The organism is Pantoea sp. Tr-811 (assembly GCF_011752535.1).
Classification (GTDB): Bacteria; Pseudomonadota; Gammaproteobacteria; order Pseudomonadales; family Pseudomonadaceae; genus Aquipseudomonas.
This window is the reverse complement of sequence record NZ_VWXJ01000015.1, coordinates 138,648-160,532: the sequence shown is the minus strand read 5'-3', so window position 1 is coordinate 160,532 and position 21,885 is coordinate 138,648. Positions and strand designations below refer to the sequence as shown.

At 61.4% G+C, this 21,885-nt stretch carries 19 protein-coding genes; 5 read left to right on the top strand and 14 right to left on the bottom strand.

Features of this window, described 5'->3' with window-relative positions; translation table 11 throughout:
* The 13 genes from F3J44_RS21615 to tssB all read right to left on the bottom strand — a co-directional run.
* Window positions 1-276 (bottom strand): toxin VasX (locus F3J44_RS21615; protein WP_205300044.1); only part of this gene is annotated, 276 nt, incomplete at its 3' end.
* The gene (locus tag F3J44_RS21610) at window positions 269-1,186 is read right to left on the bottom strand and encodes a DUF4123 domain-containing protein (protein ID WP_205300043.1); all 918 of its coding nucleotides are present in this window, start codon (window positions 1,184-1,186) and stop codon (window positions 269-271) included. The genes F3J44_RS21615 and F3J44_RS21610, both read right to left, overlap by 8 nt.
* Window positions 1,187-1,194: 8 nt before the next feature.
* On the bottom strand, window positions 1,195-3,363 hold the full coding sequence (locus tag F3J44_RS21605; protein WP_167275878.1) for a type VI secretion system Vgr family protein: 2,169 nt from the start codon (window positions 3,361-3,363) through the stop codon (window positions 1,195-1,197).
* Between the two features lie 75 nt (window positions 3,364-3,438).
* Window positions 3,439-3,954 (bottom strand): Hcp family type VI secretion system effector, encoded by a 516-nt coding sequence (locus F3J44_RS21600; protein WP_167275876.1) that lies wholly within the window; start codon window positions 3,952-3,954, stop codon window positions 3,439-3,441.
* A gap of 133 nt (window positions 3,955-4,087) precedes the next feature.
* Window positions 4,088-4,942: a type IVB secretion system protein IcmH/DotU gene (gene icmH, locus F3J44_RS21595; protein ID WP_167275874.1), complete on the bottom strand. Its 855-nt coding sequence runs from the start codon at window positions 4,940-4,942 to the stop codon at window positions 4,088-4,090.
* Between the two features lies 1 nt (window position 4,943).
* Window positions 4,944-6,281, bottom strand: coding sequence for a type VI secretion system baseplate subunit TssK (gene tssK, locus F3J44_RS21590; RefSeq protein ID WP_167275872.1), 1,338 nt, complete (start codon window positions 6,279-6,281; stop codon window positions 4,944-4,946).
* 46 nt (window positions 6,282-6,327) lie between these two features.
* Window positions 6,328-7,125: a type VI secretion system lipoprotein TssJ gene (tssJ, locus tag F3J44_RS21585; RefSeq protein WP_167275869.1), complete on the bottom strand. Its 798-nt coding sequence runs from the start codon at window positions 7,123-7,125 to the stop codon at window positions 6,328-6,330.
* Window positions 7,122-7,685, bottom strand: a complete 564-nt coding sequence (locus tag F3J44_RS21580; RefSeq protein ID WP_167275867.1) for an FHA domain-containing protein — start codon at window positions 7,683-7,685, stop codon at window positions 7,122-7,124. The genes tssJ and F3J44_RS21580 overlap by 4 nt, the downstream gene beginning before the upstream one ends.
* The gene (gene tssG, locus F3J44_RS21575; protein ID WP_167275863.1) at window positions 7,682-8,698 is read right to left on the bottom strand and encodes a type VI secretion system baseplate subunit TssG; all 1,017 of its coding nucleotides are present in this window, start codon (window positions 8,696-8,698) and stop codon (window positions 7,682-7,684) included. Before tssG ends, F3J44_RS21580 begins: the two co-directional genes overlap by 4 nt.
* Window positions 8,662-10,428: a type VI secretion system baseplate subunit TssF gene (gene tssF, locus F3J44_RS21570; RefSeq protein WP_167275861.1), complete on the bottom strand. Its 1,767-nt coding sequence runs from the start codon at window positions 10,426-10,428 to the stop codon at window positions 8,662-8,664. Before tssF ends, tssG begins: the two co-directional genes overlap by 37 nt.
* 4 nt (window positions 10,429-10,432) lie before the next feature.
* Window positions 10,433-10,843 (bottom strand): type VI secretion system baseplate subunit TssE, encoded by a 411-nt coding sequence (tssE, locus tag F3J44_RS21565; protein ID WP_167275858.1) that lies wholly within the window; start codon window positions 10,841-10,843, stop codon window positions 10,433-10,435.
* Entirely contained in the window at window positions 10,840-12,264 is a 1,425-nt protein-coding gene (tssC, locus tag F3J44_RS21560) for a type VI secretion system contractile sheath large subunit (RefSeq protein WP_255457000.1), read from the bottom strand. Before tssC ends, tssE begins: the two co-directional genes overlap by 4 nt.
* A gap of 80 nt (window positions 12,265-12,344) precedes the next feature.
* Window positions 12,345-12,848, bottom strand: coding sequence for a type VI secretion system contractile sheath small subunit (tssB, locus tag F3J44_RS21555; RefSeq protein WP_167275852.1), 504 nt, complete (start codon window positions 12,846-12,848; stop codon window positions 12,345-12,347).
* A gap of 243 nt (window positions 12,849-13,091) precedes the next feature.
* Here tssB and vasI point away from each other — a divergent pair, with 243 nt between their 5' ends.
* The 5 genes from vasI (at window position 13,092) to dksA (ending at window position 20,912) form a co-directional block, all read left to right on the top strand.
* Window positions 13,092-13,796 carry a type VI secretion system-associated protein VasI gene (gene vasI / locus F3J44_RS21550; RefSeq protein WP_205300042.1) on the top strand — a complete coding sequence of 235 codons (705 nt, stop codon included), beginning with the start codon at window positions 13,092-13,094 and terminating at the stop codon, window positions 13,794-13,796.
* Window positions 13,784-15,250, top strand: a complete 1,467-nt coding sequence (gene tssA, locus F3J44_RS21545) for a type VI secretion system protein TssA (protein WP_167275850.1) — start codon at window positions 13,784-13,786, stop codon at window positions 15,248-15,250. The genes vasI and tssA overlap by 13 nt, the downstream gene beginning before the upstream one ends.
* Window positions 15,247-18,840: a type VI secretion system membrane subunit TssM gene (tssM, locus tag F3J44_RS21540; RefSeq protein WP_167275847.1), complete on the top strand. Its 3,594-nt coding sequence runs from the start codon at window positions 15,247-15,249 to the stop codon at window positions 18,838-18,840. Before tssA ends, tssM begins: the two co-directional genes overlap by 4 nt.
* 334 nt (window positions 18,841-19,174) lie before the next feature.
* Window positions 19,175-20,149, top strand: coding sequence for a DNA-binding protein (locus F3J44_RS21535; protein ID WP_167275844.1), 975 nt, complete (start codon window positions 19,175-19,177; stop codon window positions 20,147-20,149).
* 325 nt (window positions 20,150-20,474) lie between these two features.
* Window positions 20,475-20,912 (top strand): RNA polymerase-binding protein DksA, encoded by a 438-nt coding sequence (gene dksA, locus F3J44_RS21530; RefSeq protein WP_240158462.1) that lies wholly within the window; start codon window positions 20,475-20,477, stop codon window positions 20,910-20,912.
* On the opposite strand, the gene F3J44_RS21525 is transcribed toward dksA, so the two are convergent.
* The gene (locus F3J44_RS21525; RefSeq protein ID WP_167064050.1) at window positions 20,909-21,622 is read right to left on the bottom strand and encodes an MgtC/SapB family protein; all 714 of its coding nucleotides are present in this window, start codon (window positions 21,620-21,622) and stop codon (window positions 20,909-20,911) included. The two genes, dksA and F3J44_RS21525, sit on opposite strands and share 4 nt — an antisense overlap.
* Between the last annotated feature and the right edge of the window lie 263 nt (window positions 21,623-21,885).

The following is a 21,885-nucleotide window of genomic DNA, read 5'->3' as shown; positions in this document are numbered from 1 at the left end:
GTACTGGCCTTCGCCGTCGTACTCGTGGATGACCAGCTTTTCGCCGTGGGTGCCTTTCATGAACACGTAGACGTAGCCAGGGCGCAAGGCACGCAGGGTGTAGGCGCAGTGCTGCAGCGTGGGGAAGTTTTGTTCCAGGGCGAAGCCCGAGCCACTGTAGCGGTAGGGTGGTGCATTGCCGGTGCGAGGCACGATGGCGTAGCGCAGCGGCAGAATGGGTACACGTGGGCTGCAGGGTGGGCCGGAGGTGGCGCGGCTGACGGTGGCCTCAGTCATGTGAGTTCCCCTTGTTGTGAACGAGCGCCTGCAGCTGGCGCAGGCGGCCTTGAGGCGACTCGTCGAGATTGTTGTAGATAGCCCCGGCTTGGGTGTCATTCATCAACCACATATGCTCCGCCACCAGCCGTATGAACTGACCTGCGACGGTCTCATCGCTGAAGTTGATTGCTCGCAGCTGCGGCAGCAGGGTCTCGATCCATTCACGCATTTCAGCCAACGTGCGATCGGCATGGCGTGGGGTGGCCAGGATTTCGTGGGCGAGGCTGAGCACGAAGTGCTCATGAAGGCCAGATTGCAGGCGGGCAAGCTCATGTTCATCGAGTGACAAGTGCGCAGCTGATTGGGTGCGAGCGGCGGTGGGAGTGTGCTCGTAGACTTTCCAGTCATGCACAGGCCCCCAATTCACCCTCCATGCCAACCGGGACACTGGGCCTAGCCAGGAAGCGCGATTGGCGTCACTCAACGCATGAAGCCAGGCATCGAGATGATTGGGTGCGATGTGGTGGGTGGCCAACCCTTGATCCGGCAGCCTGAATTGCACCAGGCTGTTGAAATGCTCGGAAAGGTCATCAAGGCTGGCCTGCGCATCCAGCGCGATGGCCCCACCAATGGGCATCCAAGCCTCGATGGCATGGCGGAGCAGTTCCGGCGCTTCACTGACATCCAGCAGCAAGGGGCCGAACTCGTACTCTTCGTCCATCACGCTGCGCTTCCAAAGCCATGCATGGCGGGGACGCTGGGTGACAGCGTCGACCAGCTCAAGCACAGACGGTGCGTAGGCCGGCACAACTTCACCCTCAGGTGATATGGACGGAAGGCGCACCGCCCAATGCTCAAGCGCCCGGCTGAGTAGCAGAAGGTATCGGTAGCCGCTGGCAAAGCTTGCGTGGGGTAACGGGTTGGACACTGTTCTGCTCATGCGCCCGGCACTCCGATGCACTTGCAGTCGGGGAGCGAGCAGGTTCCATCGGCACCTCGCCCACATTGTCGATCCAGCGGGTCACCGTTGAACGGCGCTGCGTTGATGGAAAAGGGATTGGTGGATCCCGCCGGCGTCTGATGCAATGCCCCTTTGATGCGTATGTTTGGGCTGTCCAGCGTGATACCGGACTCGTCGATCTGGATCGAGCCGGCCGGGCCTTGGATGATCAGGGTTTCAGCTGCTCGCAGGTTATAAATACGTGTGCGCCGGCGAATTTCCGCGCGCGCTTCCAGGTCCGCGTGCCCTTCGACATGCTGCTCGAAATTCCCGCCCACCTTGAGCTGGAAGTTGGCAGCAATCTTGTCCTGGCGATGGTTACCGACTGTTTCGATACGGTCCTTGCCGATGCTTATCGTCTGGTTCCGACCCACACGATGCGCTTCATCCTGGCCAACGGTGATGCGTGCATCGTTGCCGATGGTTTCGCTGCGGTCATGCCCGATGCTCACCGACTCATCGTGGCCAACCTCCTCGGACCGGTCATTGCCCACCTGGGTGGTTTCATCGTGCTTGACCACGTTGTTCTGGTCGCGCTCGGCATGAATGAACACCTCCTGGCGGCCCAGTTCGTCTTCGAAGCGCAGCTCGTTGAAGCCATCGCCCTTGTGGGTCTGGCTTTTGATGGTCATGCGGGTCTTGTGGTCGGGTAGGTCGTAGGGCGGTAGCTGGTTCCCGCAATAGGTGCGCCCAGTGATCATCGGCTGGTCGGGGTCGCCGTTGACGTAGTGAATGATCACGTCCTGGCCGATACGCGGTATGGCCATCGAGCCCCAGCTGCCCCCGGCCCAGCCCTGGGACACCCGCACCCAGCACGAACTGAACTCGTTGTCCTTGCTCTCCCGGTCCCAGGGAAAGCTGACCTTGACCCGGCCCCATTCGTCGCAGTAGATCTCCTCACCCGGCGGGCCGACCACGGTAGCCATGTGTGGGCCGTCGACGTGGGTTTTTTCCAATGGGGCAGGGCGCCATTCGGTTCTGCCGGGAACAAGCTGGGCGGTTTGTTCGTAGCGCGTGCTCTGGTCAACGCCAGCCGCTTCTTCCTGCAGGCTGGTGAATTGGCTGCCCTTGTGAACCACACGGCTTACGCGCCAATGGGCATTCAGATCTTCACGTGGGTGGCCTGTGAGGGTGAAGCTCAGTCCAGGTTGCAGCCTGACGTCATCCCCTTCAACGTCAGCAATGCGTACATCGTGGCGCAAGGCGGTGATGCGCGTTTCAGTGAATGGCTTGCCCACGACGTCGCGCTTGTAGCGGCCGGGGTAATCGAAGCACTCGTACTCGGTGGACTGGTGTTCAAGGAACGGTCCGGAAGCACGGTGTTCCTGGCGATACGCTGGATGGGTGAAGGTGTAGTCGCGCTGAACCTGCCGCGCGGTGCGTACCTGCTCGCTGTAACGCAAGCGGCGTAGGCACGGCCTGGCCTGATCGCCTCCACTGTTGGACAGGTACAGCACGGTATTGGGGTCGATCACTTCCCCGTCTTCGAAGAAACCCTCATCTTCATCAACGCCCTTGACTGCCCCATGGCTGATCAGCCCCATGGACTGCACACGGTCGGTGATGATCAGCTTGTGCAGCTTTTCACTGTGTTCAAAGCGGTAGACGAAACCTTCCTCGGCCGCGAGGCGGGCGATGAAATCAAGGTCCGTTTCACCGGCCTGAACACAGAACTCGCGGACCTGATGGTTATCGATGGCGCGCAGTTCGTATTGCTGGATGCCTTGACGCTTGAGCATCAGCTCCAGAATCTGCGGTACGGTCTTTTGCTGGAAGATGCGCCAGTTCGAGCGCAGCCGGGCGCGCGCCAGGATTGGTTCGACCACGGCGTGATAGTAGGTGCGGTAAAAGCCACTTTCGCCCTGGCTGAAGCTACTGACCAAACCGTGCACGTAACGCACCGGCTTTTGGCCATTCCAGAGAGTGAACAACACCGGCTTGTCCAGCAGCTCACCGAAGTTGATATCGGGCTCGAAACTGATCAAGTCCAGTTTGAGGCTGAAGGGTGTGCTGATCGCTTCCTTGAGTTCAAACGACACCACTTCGAATTCAGCCTTGCCCACGAGGGGCTTAAAGCTGAAGCGCAAATCAGATTGGCTAGGCATAAAAGATCCTTGTCCGCCTTCTGAGTGTTCGAAGCGCCCAGGCAGAACCAGACTGCCTGGGGCATTTCAGTAAGATCAGACGATCGGTTTACGCCAGTCGTCGGAGCCTTCGGTGCCTGCCACTACGTGGGTCCAGGAGATCTTGCGGTAGGACATGGCTACTTCGATCATCTGGGTGTAGTTCGCGTTGTCCTGGTTTTGGGCGTGGGGCAGGACCGTGTTGATATCGACGATGGTGGCGTCCTCCAACTTGGTGGTGAAGAAGTGCTCCTGCTTGCCCTCCACCGAAGTGCGGTACCAGTTGACTTCAACGGTCGGCAGCATTTCGCCGCTGGCCAGCGCCTGATACATCAGGGGCGTGGCCTTGTTCAGCGCGCTGGTGAAGATGAACGGCTTGTGTACCCGCTGGCCGGCGGGTTGGCCGCTTTGCGGGTCGGTGGGTGTTTTGATCTGGTGTTTGATTTCCTGCACCAGAATCTCGTCTTCATGGCCCTCGACGAATACGTTGCCGACTGAGTCTGAGGTGAAGGCACCGGCGGTGATGTTGCCTTGGGTTTGGCCTTGGATCTTGATGTAAGCGGGTGTTGGCATGGCAGTTTCTCCTGCATCCATGTGGATAAAGCACGCACACCGAAGGCGGCGTGGCCATCGGGAACGATGGACTTGTCAACGAAGCAATCGCCCCGTTAATTCGTTGAATTCAGTGGTGCCGGTTAAAGGCGTGCTACTGCTGCAAAATGCCGTTGAGCGACTGCAGCACCTCGGTGGTGATCAGGTGCAGGCGGTAGCTGTAGATGCCGTAAGCCGTGGCCATGGCAATGGCGGAAATCACCAAGGGGCTCCACCAGGGCCATTGCCGGTTCATGCGGAAGTTGCGCGGGGCAACATTGGTGTAGGGGTCGCAGACGGTCGTCGGCGTGGGCCCACGTAGCTCACGGATGATTCCGTGGAGTTGGTGAATGAGGGTGTTCAGCGTTTCTTCGCCCTTGGGCGCGAGGGCGTACTTGCCCTTCAGCCCCAGGCAAAGGATGAAGTACATGAACTCCAGCACATCCTTGTACTGCCGGGGCTCTTGCATCAGGCGCGAGATCACGGTGAAGATCTTTTCACCGCCGAAGGTTTCATCATGGAAGATGCTCAGCAGGGGCTCCTGGCTCCAGTAACTGGTCTGGCCCCACGGCCGGTCCATCACGGCCTCATCGATGAACAGGCACAGTCCGTAGGAATAAGCGAGCAGCTGCGTGGTTTCATAGCCGTGCTGACGCATCTCCTCCTGGATGTTCTCGATCTGGTTGCGGACCTTTTGGTGCACCTGCGCAAGGTTCGGCAGTGCGTCAAGCGTGCGCAGGCGCATGACCAGGCCGAATAGCGGTGCGGCAGCATCCAGCATCAGGTTGTCGTAGCCGCCGCGTAGCTGAAAGACCGGGTCGGCGGGGTAGCCTTTTTCGGCAGGTGCTGGATTTTTGTCGGGTGCATCCGCTGTTGCGGCGTTGGTGGGCACAGACTTCACCAGCATCGGTTGCAACTGCTCAGTGTTAGCAGGCGCAGAGTCATCAGCTGCAAGATCTTGCTCTTTCATCTCACTCACTCCTTATCGCCCAGAACTGCAGCTCAAGCCCTGGGAACTCCCCCGCGATATGAATTCCGAAACCGTTGGCCGTTTTCATGCAGGCCCAGGCCGGGTCGCGTCGATCAAGCTCGAAATAGCTGAAGCCTGCATGGAAGGGCAGGTCGCGCGGCGCCACGGGCAGCGGATGCAGCGCAATACCGGGCAGCTGCTTATGCACCACGTCATGCAAGGTCTCCAGGGACGTGACCTTGACTTTCTGCAAGAACAGCTGGCGCAAGGTCGGCGGCGGCAGGTCCGCGCGCACGGCGAGAATGAAGTCCGCGTCATCGATCAAGCGGCGGTCTTCGAGCGTTGTGGTCATCACGCCGTAATCCAGCGCGTCCAGTGGCAGCGAAACAGCGCGCGGTTGCAGAACTGTGCCCAGGGCGCGGCGCAAGGTGTCTTGCAGGGGTTTGAAGGACGTGCGCAGCGCGGTGTGCTGATAGGCCGGATACTCTGACGGCAGTCGGCTCTCGTCGGTGAAGGTCGCGAACTCGCCACAGGCCTGGCTCATGTGCAGGTACAACTGCTCAGGGTGTGTCTGCCCCTGCCTGGCCAAGTGCTGGAAGCACGGCCACCAGCGGTTCATGGCCTGCAACAGGTTGAAGTCGCGGATGTCGGCGATGCCGGACTGGCCCGATGCGCCAATCCGGGCCGCCAGGTTGCGTGCACGCTCGCGCAGGGTGTGGGTGATTTCTTCGAGGTAGCGCTGCAGTGCCGGTACGGCCCGCACCGAGACACTGGTGGGGTAGAACGCTTCATCCAGTTGCAGGGTGCCGTCGGGGCGGCGTTCAAGGATGCGCGCCACGGCCAGGCGGGTATAAGCACTGCTGTCATCGACCTTGCGCTTGAGTTGCAGGTTGGGCACGGCCAGGTCGACCTGTACCAGGTCGCCGTCGGCGCTGTGGGTGTCCTTGATGTCCTGGGCCTGGGCGTGGTAGCGCACGTTGGCCGTGCTGTCGGGCCAGCTCACTTCGCGGCCACCTTCGGTGCGCAGCGGCAAGCAAAGGTACACCTCACTGCCGGACGCGCCGTCGTCGTCGATTTCCAGCGGCGGCGGCGGGGGCAGGTCAGCGGGGATGTCGAACGCCGTACCATCGGGCATGATGCCGCGGGCGCGGGTGATGGCGACCTTGCCCAGGCTTAGGTACTCATCGTTCAGTTGCAGCTCGCTGAAACCGTAGAACGCCGCGTTCAGGCTGGCCAGGCGCTGATGCAGCGCCGCTTCGCTGGCCCGCGTGGCCTGCTGGAAGTGCTGCGGTTTGACGAACAGGCCCTCAGGCCACAGGACGGGGTTACGTGAGCTCATGGGCGTTCCTTGTCAGCGTGCGGGAGGGAAAGGTGCAGGGGCGCCATCAGTCTTCCTCCTTGAGCAGGATCTGCGTGTCGTTGACCAGCAGCGACAGGATGATCTGGTGCCCGCGAGGGGGAATGCGCAGCACTTGGCGCCAGGTGGCGTCTTCCTGGTTGCGGTAGTCGGCGATCACCGCGACGAAGCGCGTGTCGGGCTCGATGGGCGCGAAGGGAATGAACTTGAACTGGCCGGGGCGCAGCAGGTAGTCGTCATCGCGGATGTAGGTGCTGCGCAAGGCCTTGGCGGGGTCCTTGTCCAACAGCTGGAAAACGCTGTTGCGCAGCAGCGAGTCGTCGCGCAGTTGCAGGATCTTGATCGCGATGGGGGTGGCAATCGACTCGCTGGCCATGGCCATGGGGCGCGGCAAGGTCAGCACTACCGTCGAGTCGTCATACCCACCCGGTGTGCTTTCCTCCGATGGCGAGCGAAGCGTTTGGGCATCGGCTTGCTCGTTCAGCGCAGTGGCTTCGATGGCAGGAAACTGTTCGTGCAGGTACTCGAACAAGGTGCCCACCTTCTCCTTCAGGCTGTACGGGTCGCCTGCGCTCAGGCTGACTGCGTAGGGGCTGGGCTCCAGGGCTTGGTCCAGCTGGTCCGGCAGTTCGACGCTGTTGGGGTTGCCATTGAGCGTAGGGCTGACGTTGATGCTGATCGCGACCTGGGTGGGGTGGTCCTTGGGTGGCCCGATCGGCAGCGAGTGGTCTTTGATGACCTGGCTGGCTCTGTCCCAGGAGGTGCAGCCGGGCAGTGCGATCAGCGCGATCAGCAGTGGCGTGAGCAAGAACGGTCGGCAGCTCATAGGCGTTCTCCTGCCGTGAGGCCCTGCAGCGGATCGCGCTGCGATGGCGTTGCAGTGACCTGAGCATCCAGTGCCACCAGCGGGTCGTTGCCCGGGGTTGGCGCGAATGCCGAGCAGACTTCGGGAAACGCTTGGGCAGGGCCAGCTTCGGGTTGCCAAGGTTGGGCGTGCGCGTGCTCTATCCACTCGTCAAGCAGCCGTAGATCAAGATTGAACAGGCCCTCCAGCGGCTGCGTTTCGCCAGTTGCGCAGCGCACGTGGAGCCGGTAGGCGCCAATGCGCAGTTGGTCGCCCTCGTTGAGGCGCGTGGGGTAGTGGAGATCAAGGCTGACATCGCTACCGTTCAGATAGGTGCGCTGGCAATGGTCGACCACGCAGAAGCTGCCCTCGGTCCAGCGGATTTCGCAGTGCACCGGCGCAACGCCGTTTTTGCGATCATCAAGCAGCCAATCCGCGCCGTTGCTGCCGATGGTGCCGCCGGTGCTGGCGAACAGGCGCCGCGCCGTAACGGTTTGCGGCACTTGGCCGAGGTTGATAATGCTCAGGGTCATTGTGCTCATGAGCGCCCCCGGAAGCGTACGACAGGGCTGATCTTGCCGTGGCGGTCATCGACGAAGCTGGTCCAGCCCAGATAAGCACCCTGGGTTGGGTGCAGGCAGAAGGGCGACAGGGCGTTCTGCTTGAGGCGTAGTTCCAGGTCGTAGGCCAGGCCGTCGCGCAGCAAGAAGTCGATCAACGCACGCAAGCGCCCAAAATTGACGCCACTGGGCAGCAGGTCATGCAATTGCTGCTGGTCGAGTTCACTGATCACGATGGTGAACTTGCTGCTGCGCGTGCGGGTGCGGCTGCCGACCATGAAAGTGCTCCCCAGTTGCCCATTGCTGCACCCAAGGCTGACCAGCTGCTTGGCTGCGCAGGGCACCAGGCGTGTTTCGAACTCACGGATTCGCACATGGCTCAGGTCGAAACAGTGGCCGATGATGCCGGCTACGGTGCCCGGGGCACGGCTGCGGCTGGCGATCACCCCGGCAAAACTGAGCAGCCGGCTCCAAGGCAGCGCGGTATCGCCGCGCAGCTGTTTGTCGTTCAGCCCGAGCAGGGCAAAGATGTATTGGGAGAACCCATCGCGCGCACCCGGCTGGAAGCGGATGTAGTAGCGGTACTTGCGCCAGATACGGTGCAGCAGGCCCAGCAGGTAATGGTTGAAGAAGTCGAAGAATGCAGGCCGAACACCGATACCGTGCGCATGCTCGTACGCTACCTCCTCCAGGTAATACGTCGGCAGGGGCGAGTCGGTGCCGTGCAGGCCCATGAAGGTGGTGCACACCCGGTAGCGGTCCTCGGCGCCAGGCATGCGTTCGGCCTTGTAGATGTCCGATACGGGAAAGGTCAACCGAGGGTCGCTGGTAAGCCGCACGCGCCGCCGGGCCTCATCGCTGGGCCAGCGGGGTTCAAGGTCGTCTCCGTGCAGCCCGTGAAGGCGCTCCAGCAACTGGTAGAAGTTGTATTGGTGCGCGTTGGCGAGCAGTTTGTCGGCTAGATCAGCGGTTGCTTGCCGGTCTGGATGGGCCATGTATAGCGCTCGTTGTTGGTGGTGTTGATCACTTCCAGCTGGTGGAAGGAATTGATGCTGGCGTACAGCGCGAAGAAGTGGGCGAACACGCAACTGAACAGGTAAAGGTCGCCTTCGCAGAGGAAGGCGTCCTGGTCCAGTTTCAGCTGCGTATGCAGGCCGCGAATGGGTTGCCCCTTGATCAGCCAGTCCATGGGCGTGGTTTTTATGTCGCGCAAGCCGTCGAGGCGCTTGCCCGTGGTACGGGCTTGCTGCAGGTCGTGCAGGGCGGTGAAGTCATAGGCGCGGATCACTGCCTTGAGCGGGTCGGTCGAAAGCAGCGACAGGTAGTTGAGCGACATGTTGGAAATCAGTGCCCACTGCAACTGGCCGTCCAGCACGGGGCGGCAGGGGCGGGTCGGTACACGGATGTTGCGGTAGGTCGCCAGCGGCGGCGTCTTCTCGTCGATCACGTCGATGTCGCCAATACCTAACGCCAACGGCAAATCACGGTTGGTGCAGGTCAGGTCGATGGACGCCGTTTCAAGCGCCCCTATGTAGCTGCTGGCATCGGCGCGTACGAATGCGATGCGATGCGTTACGCCATCGCCTTGCAGGGACTCATCGAGCGAATAGCGGTAGTACAGGGCCTTGCGGCCGTGGATATGCTCGATTTCATGGGCAAACGATTCGAACGGGCGGAAGGTGCGCAGGTATTCGCCGGTGCTCCCGTCGGTGGTGGAGCGGGTGCTGATGACCTGGTCGACACTGAAAATCTCGTAGGCGTGGGGGTGGGTACCTCTGGGCTTGAGCTCGGCCTGGGCGGTTTCGCTGGCGAGATCGATGGGTTCGGCGCTGTGAGCGAACAGGTTGACGGCTGGCGTGCAGAACAGGCTGAAATCAGCAATGCCAACACGTAGCACGTCGGGCAGTTGACGGGTGAAGTGAAATGCGATCGCTACCCGATCGCTTGGCTGGGCAGGCCAGACCTTATCCAGGCCTGTGATGCAGAAGAAATGAAAACGCTGTGGGAAGGCAAAGTACTCCTGCAGGATGCGGTAGCCATCGAAGACGTTCTGCGGGTAGGGCAGCATGGCGTCTTCCGGGGCGAACCCCGGAAACACAATGCTGCTGGCGGGTAGCCGCCGTGCCTGGCCATTGATCGTTACGCTGACCTGCCTGAGGTATTGGGCAAGCCACAAATACAAGGTGCGGGCGCTCTGGTCATCGCCGCTCAGGTGAACGGCCAGGCTGGAACAGCCCAACGTATTCAGCGGCCGCTGCACCAACGTTCGCAGGCCGATGCTCACCACCGAACTGCCAAGCGCCTGGCTAGCGCCCACCGTGTCGAGCTGAAACGGCTGGATGTTGACTTCGGTGCAGGTGCGGAACTCGCACGGCACGCCGTCCACTGGCTTGGAGAACAACCGTGAGCCCTTGGCGATGCGCTGCGACTGGCTGAGCGACTGTTGGCACGGCGTGAACTGGACGATCGTGGCGCTGGGCAGTGGCCTAAGATAATTGGGCCACAACAGCTGCAGCATGGGATGGGTCAGCTCGGGCAGGTCGTCCTCAAGCTTGAGGCGTAGCTTGGCCGTCAGGAACGCAAAAGCTTCCATCAGGCGCTCGACATCCGGGTCACTGCCGCCCTTGCCAAGCAGGCGGGCCAATTGCGGGTTGTCCTTGGCGAAGTCGTTACCCAGTTCTTGCAGGTAACGCAGCTCTTCGCTGAAGCGGTCCTTGAGTGACATGGGGTCACCTCACTCTAGTGTGGCGGTTGTGCCCGTTGACCAGCAGTTCAAGTTGCAACTGTTCCGTGTGGTCGTTGACCTGCACCTGGCAATCGAGCCTGAAGTGCAGCTCCAGCGGGGCGTGGCAATCGGGAACGGCCTTGAGCGCAAGCACCGTGATACGCGGCTCGAAGCGCTGGAGGGTATGGCGGATGTCGGTGCTGACCTGCTGCAGCAGGTCGCCACTGCTCACGTCATGCCCGTTGAAGTCGCGCAGGCCGAGCTCCGGGCTGCTTTGTGAGCAACCCTGGCGCGCGTTGAGCAACGTTTCGAGGTGGCGCTTGATGGCGGTGATCTTGTGTGACGTGTTTTCCTGCCGGGACGGAGCCCGGCGGATGGACTGATCCGCCATCAAGCGTTCGAACAGGCCTGTCATTGTGTGTCGAGCCGCCCAACCAGGGAGATCTCGAAATTCGCGCCCATGTACTTGAAGTGCGGGCGCACCGCGAGCGAAACCTGGTACCAGCCTGGGTCGCCGGCAACATCGGAGACTTCCACCTTGGCCGAGCGCAACGGGCGACGGCTGCGTACATCGGCCGAGGGGTTTTCCTGGTCGGCGATGTACTGCTTGATCCACTTGTTGAGCTCGGACTCCAGGTCCTTGCGCTCTTTCCAGCTGCCGATCTGTTCGCGCTGCAGCACCTTGATGTAGTGGGCCAGGCGGTTGACGATGAACAGGTAGGGCAGCTGGGTGCCCAGCTTGTAGTTGGTCTGGGCCTGCAAGCCTTCCGGGGTCTTGGGGAAGTTCTTGGGCTTTTGCACCGAGTTGGCCGAGAAGAACGCCGCGTTGTCGCTGTCCTTGCGCATGGTCAGGGCAATGAAGCCTTCTTCGGCCAGTTCGAATTCCTTGCGGTCGGAAATCAGCACCTCGGTTGGAGTCTTGGCCTGCAACTGGCCCAGTGCTTCGTACAGGTGTACCGGCAGGTCCTCGACGGCGCCGCCCGATTGCGGGCCAATGATGTTCGGGCACCACCGGTAGCGGGCGAAGCTGTCGTTGATGCAACTGGCCAGCAGGAACGCGGAATTGCCCCACAGGTAGTTGTCATGTCGCCCGCCGATGTGCTCGTCGTAGTTGAAGCTCGCAATCGGTTGTTCCTGCGGGTGGTACGCGCAACGGAGCATGAAGCGTGGCCCGCTGAGGGCAAGGTGCCGTGCATCTTCGCTGTCTCGCAGCACTCGCCACTTGGCATGGCGGGGCCCGGCGAAGATGTCCTTGATTTCCTTTAGGTTGGGCAAGTCCTCGAAGCTGCTGAGGTTGAAGAATTCAGGGGAGGGCGCCGCAAGGAAGGGCGCATGTGACATTGCGCCGACCGATGCCATGTAGCTCAGCAGCTTGATGTCTGGCGAGGAGGGCCCGAAGGTGTAGTTACCGACCATGGCCGCAACCGGCTCGCCACCAAACTGGCCATAGCCAGCGGTGTAAACATGCTTGTAGATACCACTGCAGGTAATGTCGGCCGCATTCTCGAAGTCATCGAGCAAGTCCTCTTTGCTGACATGCAGGCATTCAAGCTTGATGTTTTCCCGGAAGTCCGTGCGGTCGACCAGAAGTTTGAGGCTTCGCCAGGAAGACTCAAGCTGCTGGAACTCGGGCTGATGCAGGATGGCATCCATTTGTTTACTGAGTGCCCGATCCAGCTCGGCAATCATTTGATCAACACGGTGCTTGTTGACTAATTGATCTGGGTCAGGATTTTTGAGGATTTCGGTAATAAAGGCGGATACGCCCTGCTTGGCGACTTGATAGCCCTCTTGAGCGGGCACCAACTTGGTTTCGGCCATGATTTGGTCGAGCAAGGTGGCATTGCTTATCGTGTCGGTAGTGACTTCTGCAGTTAGGGTCGTGGTGGGCTTTGGCATAAGGACGCTCCGTTGTCTCAGTGTTCTTCAGGCGCTTCGAGCACCAAGTCCAGTTCCTGGGCGAGCTGCTGACGGGCCTGGCCATCGTTCAGCAGCTGCTGCAGGTGTTTGCGGAAGGTGGGCACGTTACCCAGCGGGCCCTTGAGGGCAACCAGGGCCTCGCGCAGCTCCAGCAGCTTGTTCAGCTCGGGCACCTGGCGCGCGATGCGGTCGGGCCCGAAGTCGTTGATTGACTTGAGCTGCAGGCTTACGGCCAGCTGCGCGTCCGGGTCTGTGCCGAGCACGCAGGGCACCGTTATGTTTAGGCTGACTTGGGCGTCACTCAACACATCGTTGAAGGTGTGTTTATCGATGCGCATGACCGGGCGGTCTTCAAGGGCGCGGCTGTCGTCCAGGCCAAAATCGCCGAGCACGAGCATTTTATGCGGCAGCTCTATCTCGGCTTTTTCATCGCCGGTGGCGGGGACATATTTGATGTTGATGCGCTCTTTGGGCGCGACGGAACCAGTGCGTGAGGACATCGCAAAGTATCTCCTGAGTTGTAGGGCCAGTCCGTGGCTATGCGATTAAATTGCTTGTGGAGCTTGTAGGAAATTTCTCTGTTACAGTGGTGTCGGTTAAACAAAAAAATCAGGCCTTCCTGGGTCGCCTAAAAACATGCGCCGCATTTTGTCGTTAAGTCGAGCGCAAAAATGTAAAAAAATATTTGGTTTGTAGTCGGCCAATTTTATGCACTAGGATTTCATCGAGCCTTGAGCGCCAGGATGCGCGTTGCCGGACTTTCAGTTCGAAAAGCCGGCAAGGGGTTGTGTGCTGCTGAACAGGGAAAGTTTGTGATGAATGATCGAGTTACATATTGCCTAGGCCTTTCGTTGATAGTGTGTTGCACGTCATTGCACGCCTATGCCAATCAGGATTGCGCGCGGATCGTATCCAACCTCGAGCGCCTGGCCTGTTTCGATACATCGGCGGGAACCCCCGCTCACGTCGAGCAATCGAGGTGGTCCGCCCCGGAGCAGGAGTCACCCACGCTGCGCCGTGTCATGGTCCATGAGGCGGATCGCCAGCAGGAAGACTTGACGTTTCGCCTCAGGCGCCAGGATGACGGGCTTTTGATTTCGGCTCCCGCCATCGCCTCAGTCGCACCACACCCCTACCTGGTCATCAGCTGCGTGCAGAACATCTCCAGGTTGCAACTGGTCACCGCCCACCCCCTTGATGCCAGCCGAGTGCAGGTGCGATTGCAAGGGGAGCGGGGCGCCACCGTGGCCACGCCATGGCAAGTGATGGAGAACGGCCAGGTGCTTGACGCCGGCCGAGGCTTGCCTGGTATAGAACAGATCAAGCAGTTGATCGGTGCTCACCGCATTGAAGTGCACAGTGACAGCCCAGCGGTCGATGGGCTGGTGTTTGACGCACAGGGGCTGGACCCTCTGATCGACGAGGCGCGCAAGACATGCCGCTGGTAGCCCAGGTCACGGCCGGGGAAATCACCCGGTTACTCGCCCCGATCGACGCCCAGGCGCCGGCCGGCCTATTCGATGTGGAAGATGAAACCTACCAGGCCATCGACCAGGAAATGGTCAAGCTGGGCGGGTTGCAGGAGGCTGGCCTCGACTGGAGCTACATCGAGGAGGCTTCGCGCCATTACCTCAGCCAGCAGTGCAAGCACATGCGTATCGTTGCCCACCTGAGCGTCGCATGGCTGCGCAGCGGTTGCTGGGAACGCTGGGGATACACCCTGTCACTGCTGGCTGGCATGGTCGAAGGCTACTGGGAAACCGCGTATCCGAAGCCTGGCCCAACCGGCTTTATCGGCAAGCGCAAGCTGGTCGGGCTGGTACTCAACCGCCTGGCCGATGCGCTGCCGCGCCTGGACCGTTTTACCTACACCCCGGCTCATGCAGCAGCCGCCGAACAGGCGTTGAGGCGGCTGCAGCAACAACAAGCTGCCGCCCAGCTCGATGCAGTGCAGCTAGACGGGTTGGTAGACGTGTTACGCAAACACACCGCGCTTGCCAACGGCGTGGGTGAGCCTGCTGTAACCAACGTGCGCAAGGCAACCACCCAACCGGCGCCGCTGGCTGAGGTGATTGCCCCGTCAACGCCGCGGGTGTCGCCGGGCAATGAGCGTGAAACACGCCGGGCCGTGTTGGGCATGGCCGAGCTGATCAACCAGCAGGACGTTTACGACCCCACCGGCTACCAGCTGCGGCGCTTCGGATTGTGGGCGCACATTCAAGCAGCGCCCCAGCCCAGGCAGGGCAACCGCACCGAGTTGATGGCAGTACCCCAGGATATTGCCGCAGATTATGAGGACGCCATCGCCGCCAGCGCGGTAGACGCTGCATTGCTCCAGCGCATCGAAAAGAGCCTTGCGGCCTGCCCCTACTGGATTCGCGGCAGCTTCCTGGCGGCCAGTATTGCCTCGCGCTTGGCGATGCCTGAGGTGGCGGAGGCGATTCGCGCCACCACTGCACGCTTCGTATTGCGCCTGCCGGCATTGCAGCAGCTGTGCTTCAGCGACGGCCGGGCCTTTGTTGATGACCAATGCCTGGCGTGGCTGAGAGGTGGGCAGGCGCACGCTGCCCCTGCTGCAGCGTCCCAGGAGTTCGCCTCCCTGCGCGAAGAGCTGGCCTGCCAACTGGATGCAGGCGGTATAGAAACGGTTTTGCTGCGCCTGCAAGGCATGCAGACGCAATTCCTGGCCCCCCGCGAGCGCTGCCACAGCACGGTGATTGCAGCTGACTTGCTGGCTGCCAAAGGCGTGTCGTGGCTTGCCCAGGAGTTGTGTGCAGGTGTTGCCCGAACGATGCAGCAGACGACTGCCAGTGTCTGGGAACCTGAGGTATTTCAAAGGCTTGAACAATATGCCTGCAATCACGTGCTGACCCCTGGAATCAAGGAACGGGAGCCTCGATGAATCTATTACAGAAGTTGCTCAAGCGTTGGGGCTTGCCGCTGGTTACCCGTATCGGTCTGGCGCTGCCGGTACTGCTCACGCTGGGCGCCTTGCTGATCATGATCGGCATCTGGTGGCTGGGCCCGCAATGGACCTGGCGTGCGCAACAGCCCCTGGCCAGCGTGGCGCACCGTAGCCTCGCGAGCCTGGCCTTGTTGCTGGTTGCGCTGCTGGGCTGGCTTTTCGTGCTGCGTACAGGCTTTCGGCGCCTGCAAGCAGAGCGCAAGCAGGCCATGGCTGCAGAGCTGGATCGCGCATTGCCCTTCATCCAGGCACAGGAACAGGCCTTGAACCAAGGCCTTGCACGGCTTCTCGACAATGCCGGTGGGCGGCGCGCCTTGTACCGGTTGCCCTGGTACCTGGTGTTGGGTGGCGAGCACGCCGGCAAAACCAGCTTTATCGACCGCAGCGATCAGCGTTTTTCCCTGACGCGCATTGACAAGGCGCAGGCTCAGGGGCTGCAAGCGCAGGCGCAGCCCTATCCGATTGGCTGGTGGATGGGTGATGACGCAGTACTCATCGACCCACCCGGTGCGCTGGTTAGCCAACAAGTATCGGCAGGCTCGATCCCGGCAAGCCAGGCGCAGGCCGAGCACTGCGTGCCTCCCGGCACGCCGGCGAGGTTGTGGTTGCACCTGTTGGGCTGGCTGCTGCGCAATAGAAGCCGGCGTGGGCTTAATGGCGTGTTGTTGGTGGTCGACCTGCCGGCGCTGCTGCATGGCACGCCCGAGCAGCGTATGGCGTTGGCGCAGACCTTGCGCGCGCGCCTGTATGAAGTGAGCAGCCAGCTAGGCTCGCGTCTACCGTTGTACGTGGTGCTGAGCAAATTCGACCTACTGGATGGTTTCGACCCGCTCTATGCCGGGCTTTCTGCCAAGGCGCGGGAAAAACTGCTGGGCTTTACATTCAAACTGGATGCCCTCGGCAGTTTCGATGCCTGGCTCGATGAATATGGCGAGCACTACGATCAGTTGCTCGGCCAGCTGTTCGAACACGTTGTCGACCGGCTTGACGCACAGAGCGAGGCGCCAGTGCGAGCACGGCTTTTCTCATTGCATGCCCAGTTGATCGGGCTTAAGCCTATCCTGCTGAGTTTCCTGCGTGAAACCCTTGCAAGCGACCGGTTCACCACGCCTGCCTTGGTGCGTGGCGTCTACTGGTCGTCGGTGGTTCAACAAGGCGACATGCTCAATGCCTTTGTGCGCGAAGCGGCGCAGCCCTACCAGACCGAGCGCCCTCTGCGTGAAGGCAAGGTGCGGGGCAGGGCATCTGCTTATTTCATCCAGCAGGTGTTCAGGCGTGTCATCTACCCGGAAGCAGGGCTTGCCGGCGACAACGTCAAGGTGGCGCGCAGCAAGCGCCAGTTGTTCTGGGTAGGGTCCGGGGTCGGGGTGTTGGCCTTGTGCGTCGCGGTCGCCAGCTGGCAGCGCTACTTCGACATCAATGCTGCCAAGGCGGCCAGCGTGCTGGCCAAGAGCAGGGAATTCAGCGACCACGAAGTGGACCAACGCCTGGATCCAACCGGGCGCAATTTGCTTGAACCGCTGGACCAGATTCGCGACGCGGTGGCGGTGTTTGGTGATTACCGAGCAGCCTGGCCCGGGGTTGCCGACCTGGGGCTGTACCAGGGCCGGACTATCGGGCCACGGGTCGACGAGGCCTACCTCAATTTGCTTTCCAGGCGGTTCTTGCCAGCGCTGGCCAGTGGCGTGGTCGATGCCATGGACGCAGCGCCCCCGGGAAGTGAGCAGCAAATGGCTGCGCTCAGGGTCTATCGGATGCTGGAGGATCGTCGCAACCGTCGGCCTGAGTGGGTCGAAGGCTGGATGGCCCACCAGTGGCAACAAAAATTCCCGGGGCAAGGGCAGTTGCAGCGCGACCTCATGCAGCACCTGAAGTACGCCTTGGCTTATGCCGATACCGAGTTGCCTCAATACAGGCAACGTATCGCCGATGTACAGCAAGCGTTGCGCAAGGTGCCATTGCCCGAGCGGGTTTATGCAGGCCTCAAACAGCAGGCCGAGGAACAGTTGCGCACGGGCTTGAACCTGCGTCATCAAGTGGGGCCGGCTTTCGATGTGGTGTATCGCACCTCCTCCGGCAGCGGGCAGGGGGCGGGCAGCGTGATGCTCCCGTCGATGCTCACCGCCAAGGGCTTCAAGGCCTATTTCGAACCGCGCAGTCAGCACTTCGCCGAGCTGGCCATGATCGATCAGTGGGCACTGGGCGAGCGCGGCCAGCTCGATTACTCGGCCGCCGACCGGGAGGCGCTGAGCGAGCGCGTACGCAACCTTTACAGCGCTGACTTCATCGACAGTTGGCGCCATGCCTTGAATGCTTTTTCGGTAGCCGATTTCCGCGACCTGGACCATGGTGTGGCAATCCTGCAGCAGTTGACTGGGCCAACAGCTCCGCTGCACCGCCTGCTGGAGACGGTGAAGGACAACACATCGCTTTCGGCGCCCGCAGGCACCGACATCGTCAACCAGGCCGAAACACTGCGCCCGGCAAACAGCCCGCCAGGGCAGCAGCAGGCGTGGGCCATCCAGCGGGCGTTCGCCGGCTTGAGCGCCATGCTGCAGGCGGCGGGTGAAAAGCCGAGCTACTACGACGAAACCCTAGCCGCCATCACGGCCGTTCATGATTACGCCAAGGCCGTGCAAGACAGCCCGGACCGAGGCAAAGCCGCACTCCAGGCTGTTCATCAGCGCTTTTCGATGACCGGGTACGATCCGATCGGCACCTTGCAGCGGGTGGCGAGTGGCTTGCCGGAGCCGATCAATCACCAGGTGCGCAAAGTGGCCGAGCAAACCGCCATGGTGCTGAACGTCGAGGCCCTTCGCGAGCTGGAGCGGCGCTGGGATGCCGAGGTGTACAGCTTCTTCCAGCAGCGCCTGGCAGGGCGCTACCCCTTCGTGGTGCGGGCACCGGATGCCTCGCTGGACGATTTCGAAGCCTTCTTTGGGCCCAAGGGGCGGTTGCAACAGTTTCAGGATCAATACCTGAAGGTTTTCCTGAAGGACAACCTCGAGGCATTGAAGGCGGGCCGCCAGGGTGGTTCGCTGATTCGAGCCGATGTGATCGAACAGCTGGAGGCGGCCGATCGCATCCGCGAAACCTTTTTCGACCCACGGGGCAACCTCAGCGTGCAGTTCAGCATCGAGCCCTTGGGGCTGAGTGCCAACCAGCGTACCAGCCTGCTGGATTTGGACGGGCAGCTGATTGCCTATACCCACGGGCCGAGCCAGATCATTGGCGTGATCTGGCCCAATACGCTGGGGCCGCAGGTGCGCAGCAACCTTACGCTGCTCAAGCAGGGCGGCAACAGCAGCAGCCTTGAGTACCGCGGGCCGTGGTCGATGTTCCGCCTGCTCAGCCGCGCAGCGCTGAACGGGCGCACGGCGAGCAGTGTTGACGTGAGCTTTCGCACCGGTGATGGCGTGATGCGCTATCGGTTGAATGCTGAAAAGGCGTTCAACCCCATCACCCAGCAACCGTTCAAGGGCTTCAAGTTGCCGCGGGGCCTGTTGCAGAGCACGGCGTCCAACTGACTGTCGAGCCCCTGAAAGTACTAATACCCGTGACGGACACCGTTGCGGGTATTTTTTTGCCTGTAGGAGCGGGCTTGCCCCGCGAAGCAGGCGACGCGGTGGATGGCACCGGCTGCGCCGGTGTTCGCGGGGCAAGCCCGCTCCTACAAGGCGTGGCGGCGCTTTGCACACGTGCAGTACGCGGCGACACAGAAAGACCTGCATTTTGAGCGATAACATTCGATAAGCCGTGATTATTAAGCCTTAGATTTCACTTGAAAAAAGCCTTCAATATGGTGAAAATTCACCCGTATTTACATATTACGTAACACAATACGAAATCGTAGGAGCAAACATGGCCCGGGGCGGTATCAACAAGGCGGTAGTGCAGCAGGCGCGGCAGGTGCTGATCGCCCGGGGTGAATACCCCAGCATCGATGCGGTACGTATCGAGTTGGGCAACACAGGTTCGAAAACCACCATTCACCGCTACCTGAAAGAGCTTGAAGGCGTAAAACCCGCGGCGTTACAGGGGCAGGCGGCCTTGAGCGAGCCCCTGAGCAAACTGGTGGCGCAACTGGCGGCGCAGGTACAGGAAGAGGCGGATGCGCAGGTTCTGGCGGCTGAAGCGGCGTTCAGCGAGGAACGCGAACAGTTGCAGGCGCAATTGCAGGTGGCCCAGCAGGCACTGGCGGCTGCCCACCAGCAACAGCAGATTCAAGCAGCCGCGCTGGCCGCTGAGTCGGAACGCCTGACTACCACGCAAAACACCCTGCAGGCCGAGCAGTTGCGCAGTGCAAGCCTCAACCAGTCACTCGGTGAATTGCAGCTGCGCCTGGCCGACAAGGACGAGCAGGTCAAATCGCTGGAAGACAAACACAAGCACGCCCGGGATGCGCTGGAGCATTACCGCACCGCCAGCCGCGAACAGCGCGAGCAGGAGCAGCGCCGCCACGAGGCGCAACTGCAGCAACTGCAGGTGGAACTGCGTCAGCTGCAGCAGGGCATGATCGTCAAGCAGGATGAACTCACGCGCCTGCACCGCGACAATGAACGCCTGCTTGGTGAGCACCGCCAGGCCACCAGCGAATGCAAGGTCCAGAATGAACTGCTGGAGCAGCGCGATGCGCAGATTCAAGGCTTGCGTACCATCCTTGCCCAGGCGCAGGGCGCCAGTGACGAGATGCGCAGGCAGTTGCAGGGGCTGGAGCAAGCCCTGGAAGACAAGCGAGCGCTGTATGGTGAGCAAGGTCGACAGTTGCAGCACTTGCAAGAAGAACTGCTCAAGCGTGATGAGGCCTTGAAGGCGTATAGGGACGCCGAACGATAGAGGCGTGTTCCGGCCGCATCGCTGAGCCTGGTTCCCGACTGAAGGCCTGGTCGCAGCTGGGCTATAGTCATAGGCGGCGCACGCTCCAGGGGCAGGGAATTGCATGGGTACGGCCAGAAAACAGGACGAAGATGGGCTGTACGCAATCACCGGTGAAGCACGCACGGTGGCGTTGTTCCGGTTGGTGCTGGCAATCACAGGGTAATTGTGTCGCTGTCGCGCAGGGAACCCTGTAGGAGCGGCGGTGCGGCGACCCGACTTGCCCCGCGAAGAGGCCGGTGCAAGCAACCTCTACTTGCAATGATGGAGTTATAACGTAACATTTATGACTCCCGTTCACCCGAGCCGCCATGCCATGACCGAAGACGAACTGCTCCGCCAGGCCCCCGCAGCCTACATGAACGAAGTCCAGCAGCAATTCTTCCGCAGCCTGCTGCTAGGCCAGCGCGTCGACTTGCAGCAGCGTATCGAGCAGGAATTCCGCGCCTTGCGCGAACAAGAGGTGCACAGCGACCCTGCTGATATCGGCAGCGCGGAAGAGGAGCGGCAGTGGCAGCTGCGCTCGCTGGAGCGGGAAAAGAAACTTCTGGACAAGATTGACCAGGCGCTGGAGCGCCTGGCCCGCGGCGACTACGGCTGGTGCGAGGAAACCGGCGAGCCCATTGGCCTGCGCCGCTTGCTGTTGCGGCCCACGGCCACCCTGTGCATCGAGGCCAAGGAGCGCCAAGAGCAAAAGGAACGCCATCTGCGCGACGAGCGTTAATCCGCCGGCAGCCCCTGCGGCTGCAACTGCCAGCGCACCGAGCTGACCCCTTTTTCCAGGCTCACGCGGCTCACCAGGCGTTCCAGCTGGGCCGGCGCCTTGGGCGTGCCAAGCAGTTCGGCACGCACTTCCAGGCGCGCTGGGTTGGCCAAATCCTCGCTTTGTAGCGATTGCAGGCGCAGTTCCGGGTCATTCAGGCTGTGCAGCATCAAGCTGCGCACCTGAATTTCATCCTCGGCACGGCAAACAATGCGCACCTCGAAATGTTGCTCCACCTCAGTGGCCGGCAGTACTTCCTGGCGGTCGAGCCGCTGGGCGATATCGCGCAGCAGAATGTTGGCGCATAACACCACCAGGCTGCCAAGTGCTGCCTCCAGCAGCAATCCCAGGCTGCACAGCACGCCCACTGCAGCGGTGCACCAGAGGGTGGCGGCGGTGTTCAGGCCACGCACATTCAGGCCATCACGCATGATCACACCCCCTCCCAGAAAACCGATGCCCGACACCACGTAGGCGGCAATGCGCGAGGCATCAGTGGGGGCCATGCCTGGCACTGCCTGGGTCATCAGCACGAACAGGCAGGCACCCGTGCTGACCAAGGCATTGGTGCGCAAGCCGGTCAGGCGCTGACGCAGTTGGCGCTCGGCGCCGATCATGGCGCCCAGCAGCAGGGCGATGCTGACGCGCAGCAGAAAGACTTTCCAATCCATAGCGTACCTCTTCCACGGGCACAGGCCCGCATGATCGCCACATCAGGTGGCGCGGTTGAAAAACCAGAAAATGCGCAGGACCACGGAGGGAAGGAGGGAGGCAGCCTACCTGGGCTACCAGATTCACCGTCTTGCCAATGGCAAGACAGTGGCAGGGGCTGCCGGACTAGCTCGCCGAGTGGGCCTGTCGCAAGCGACTGGGGCTACTGTCCAATGCAGGACTCCTGTAAAGGGTTGCGAAGTTGCGCCGCGGACGTTACGCC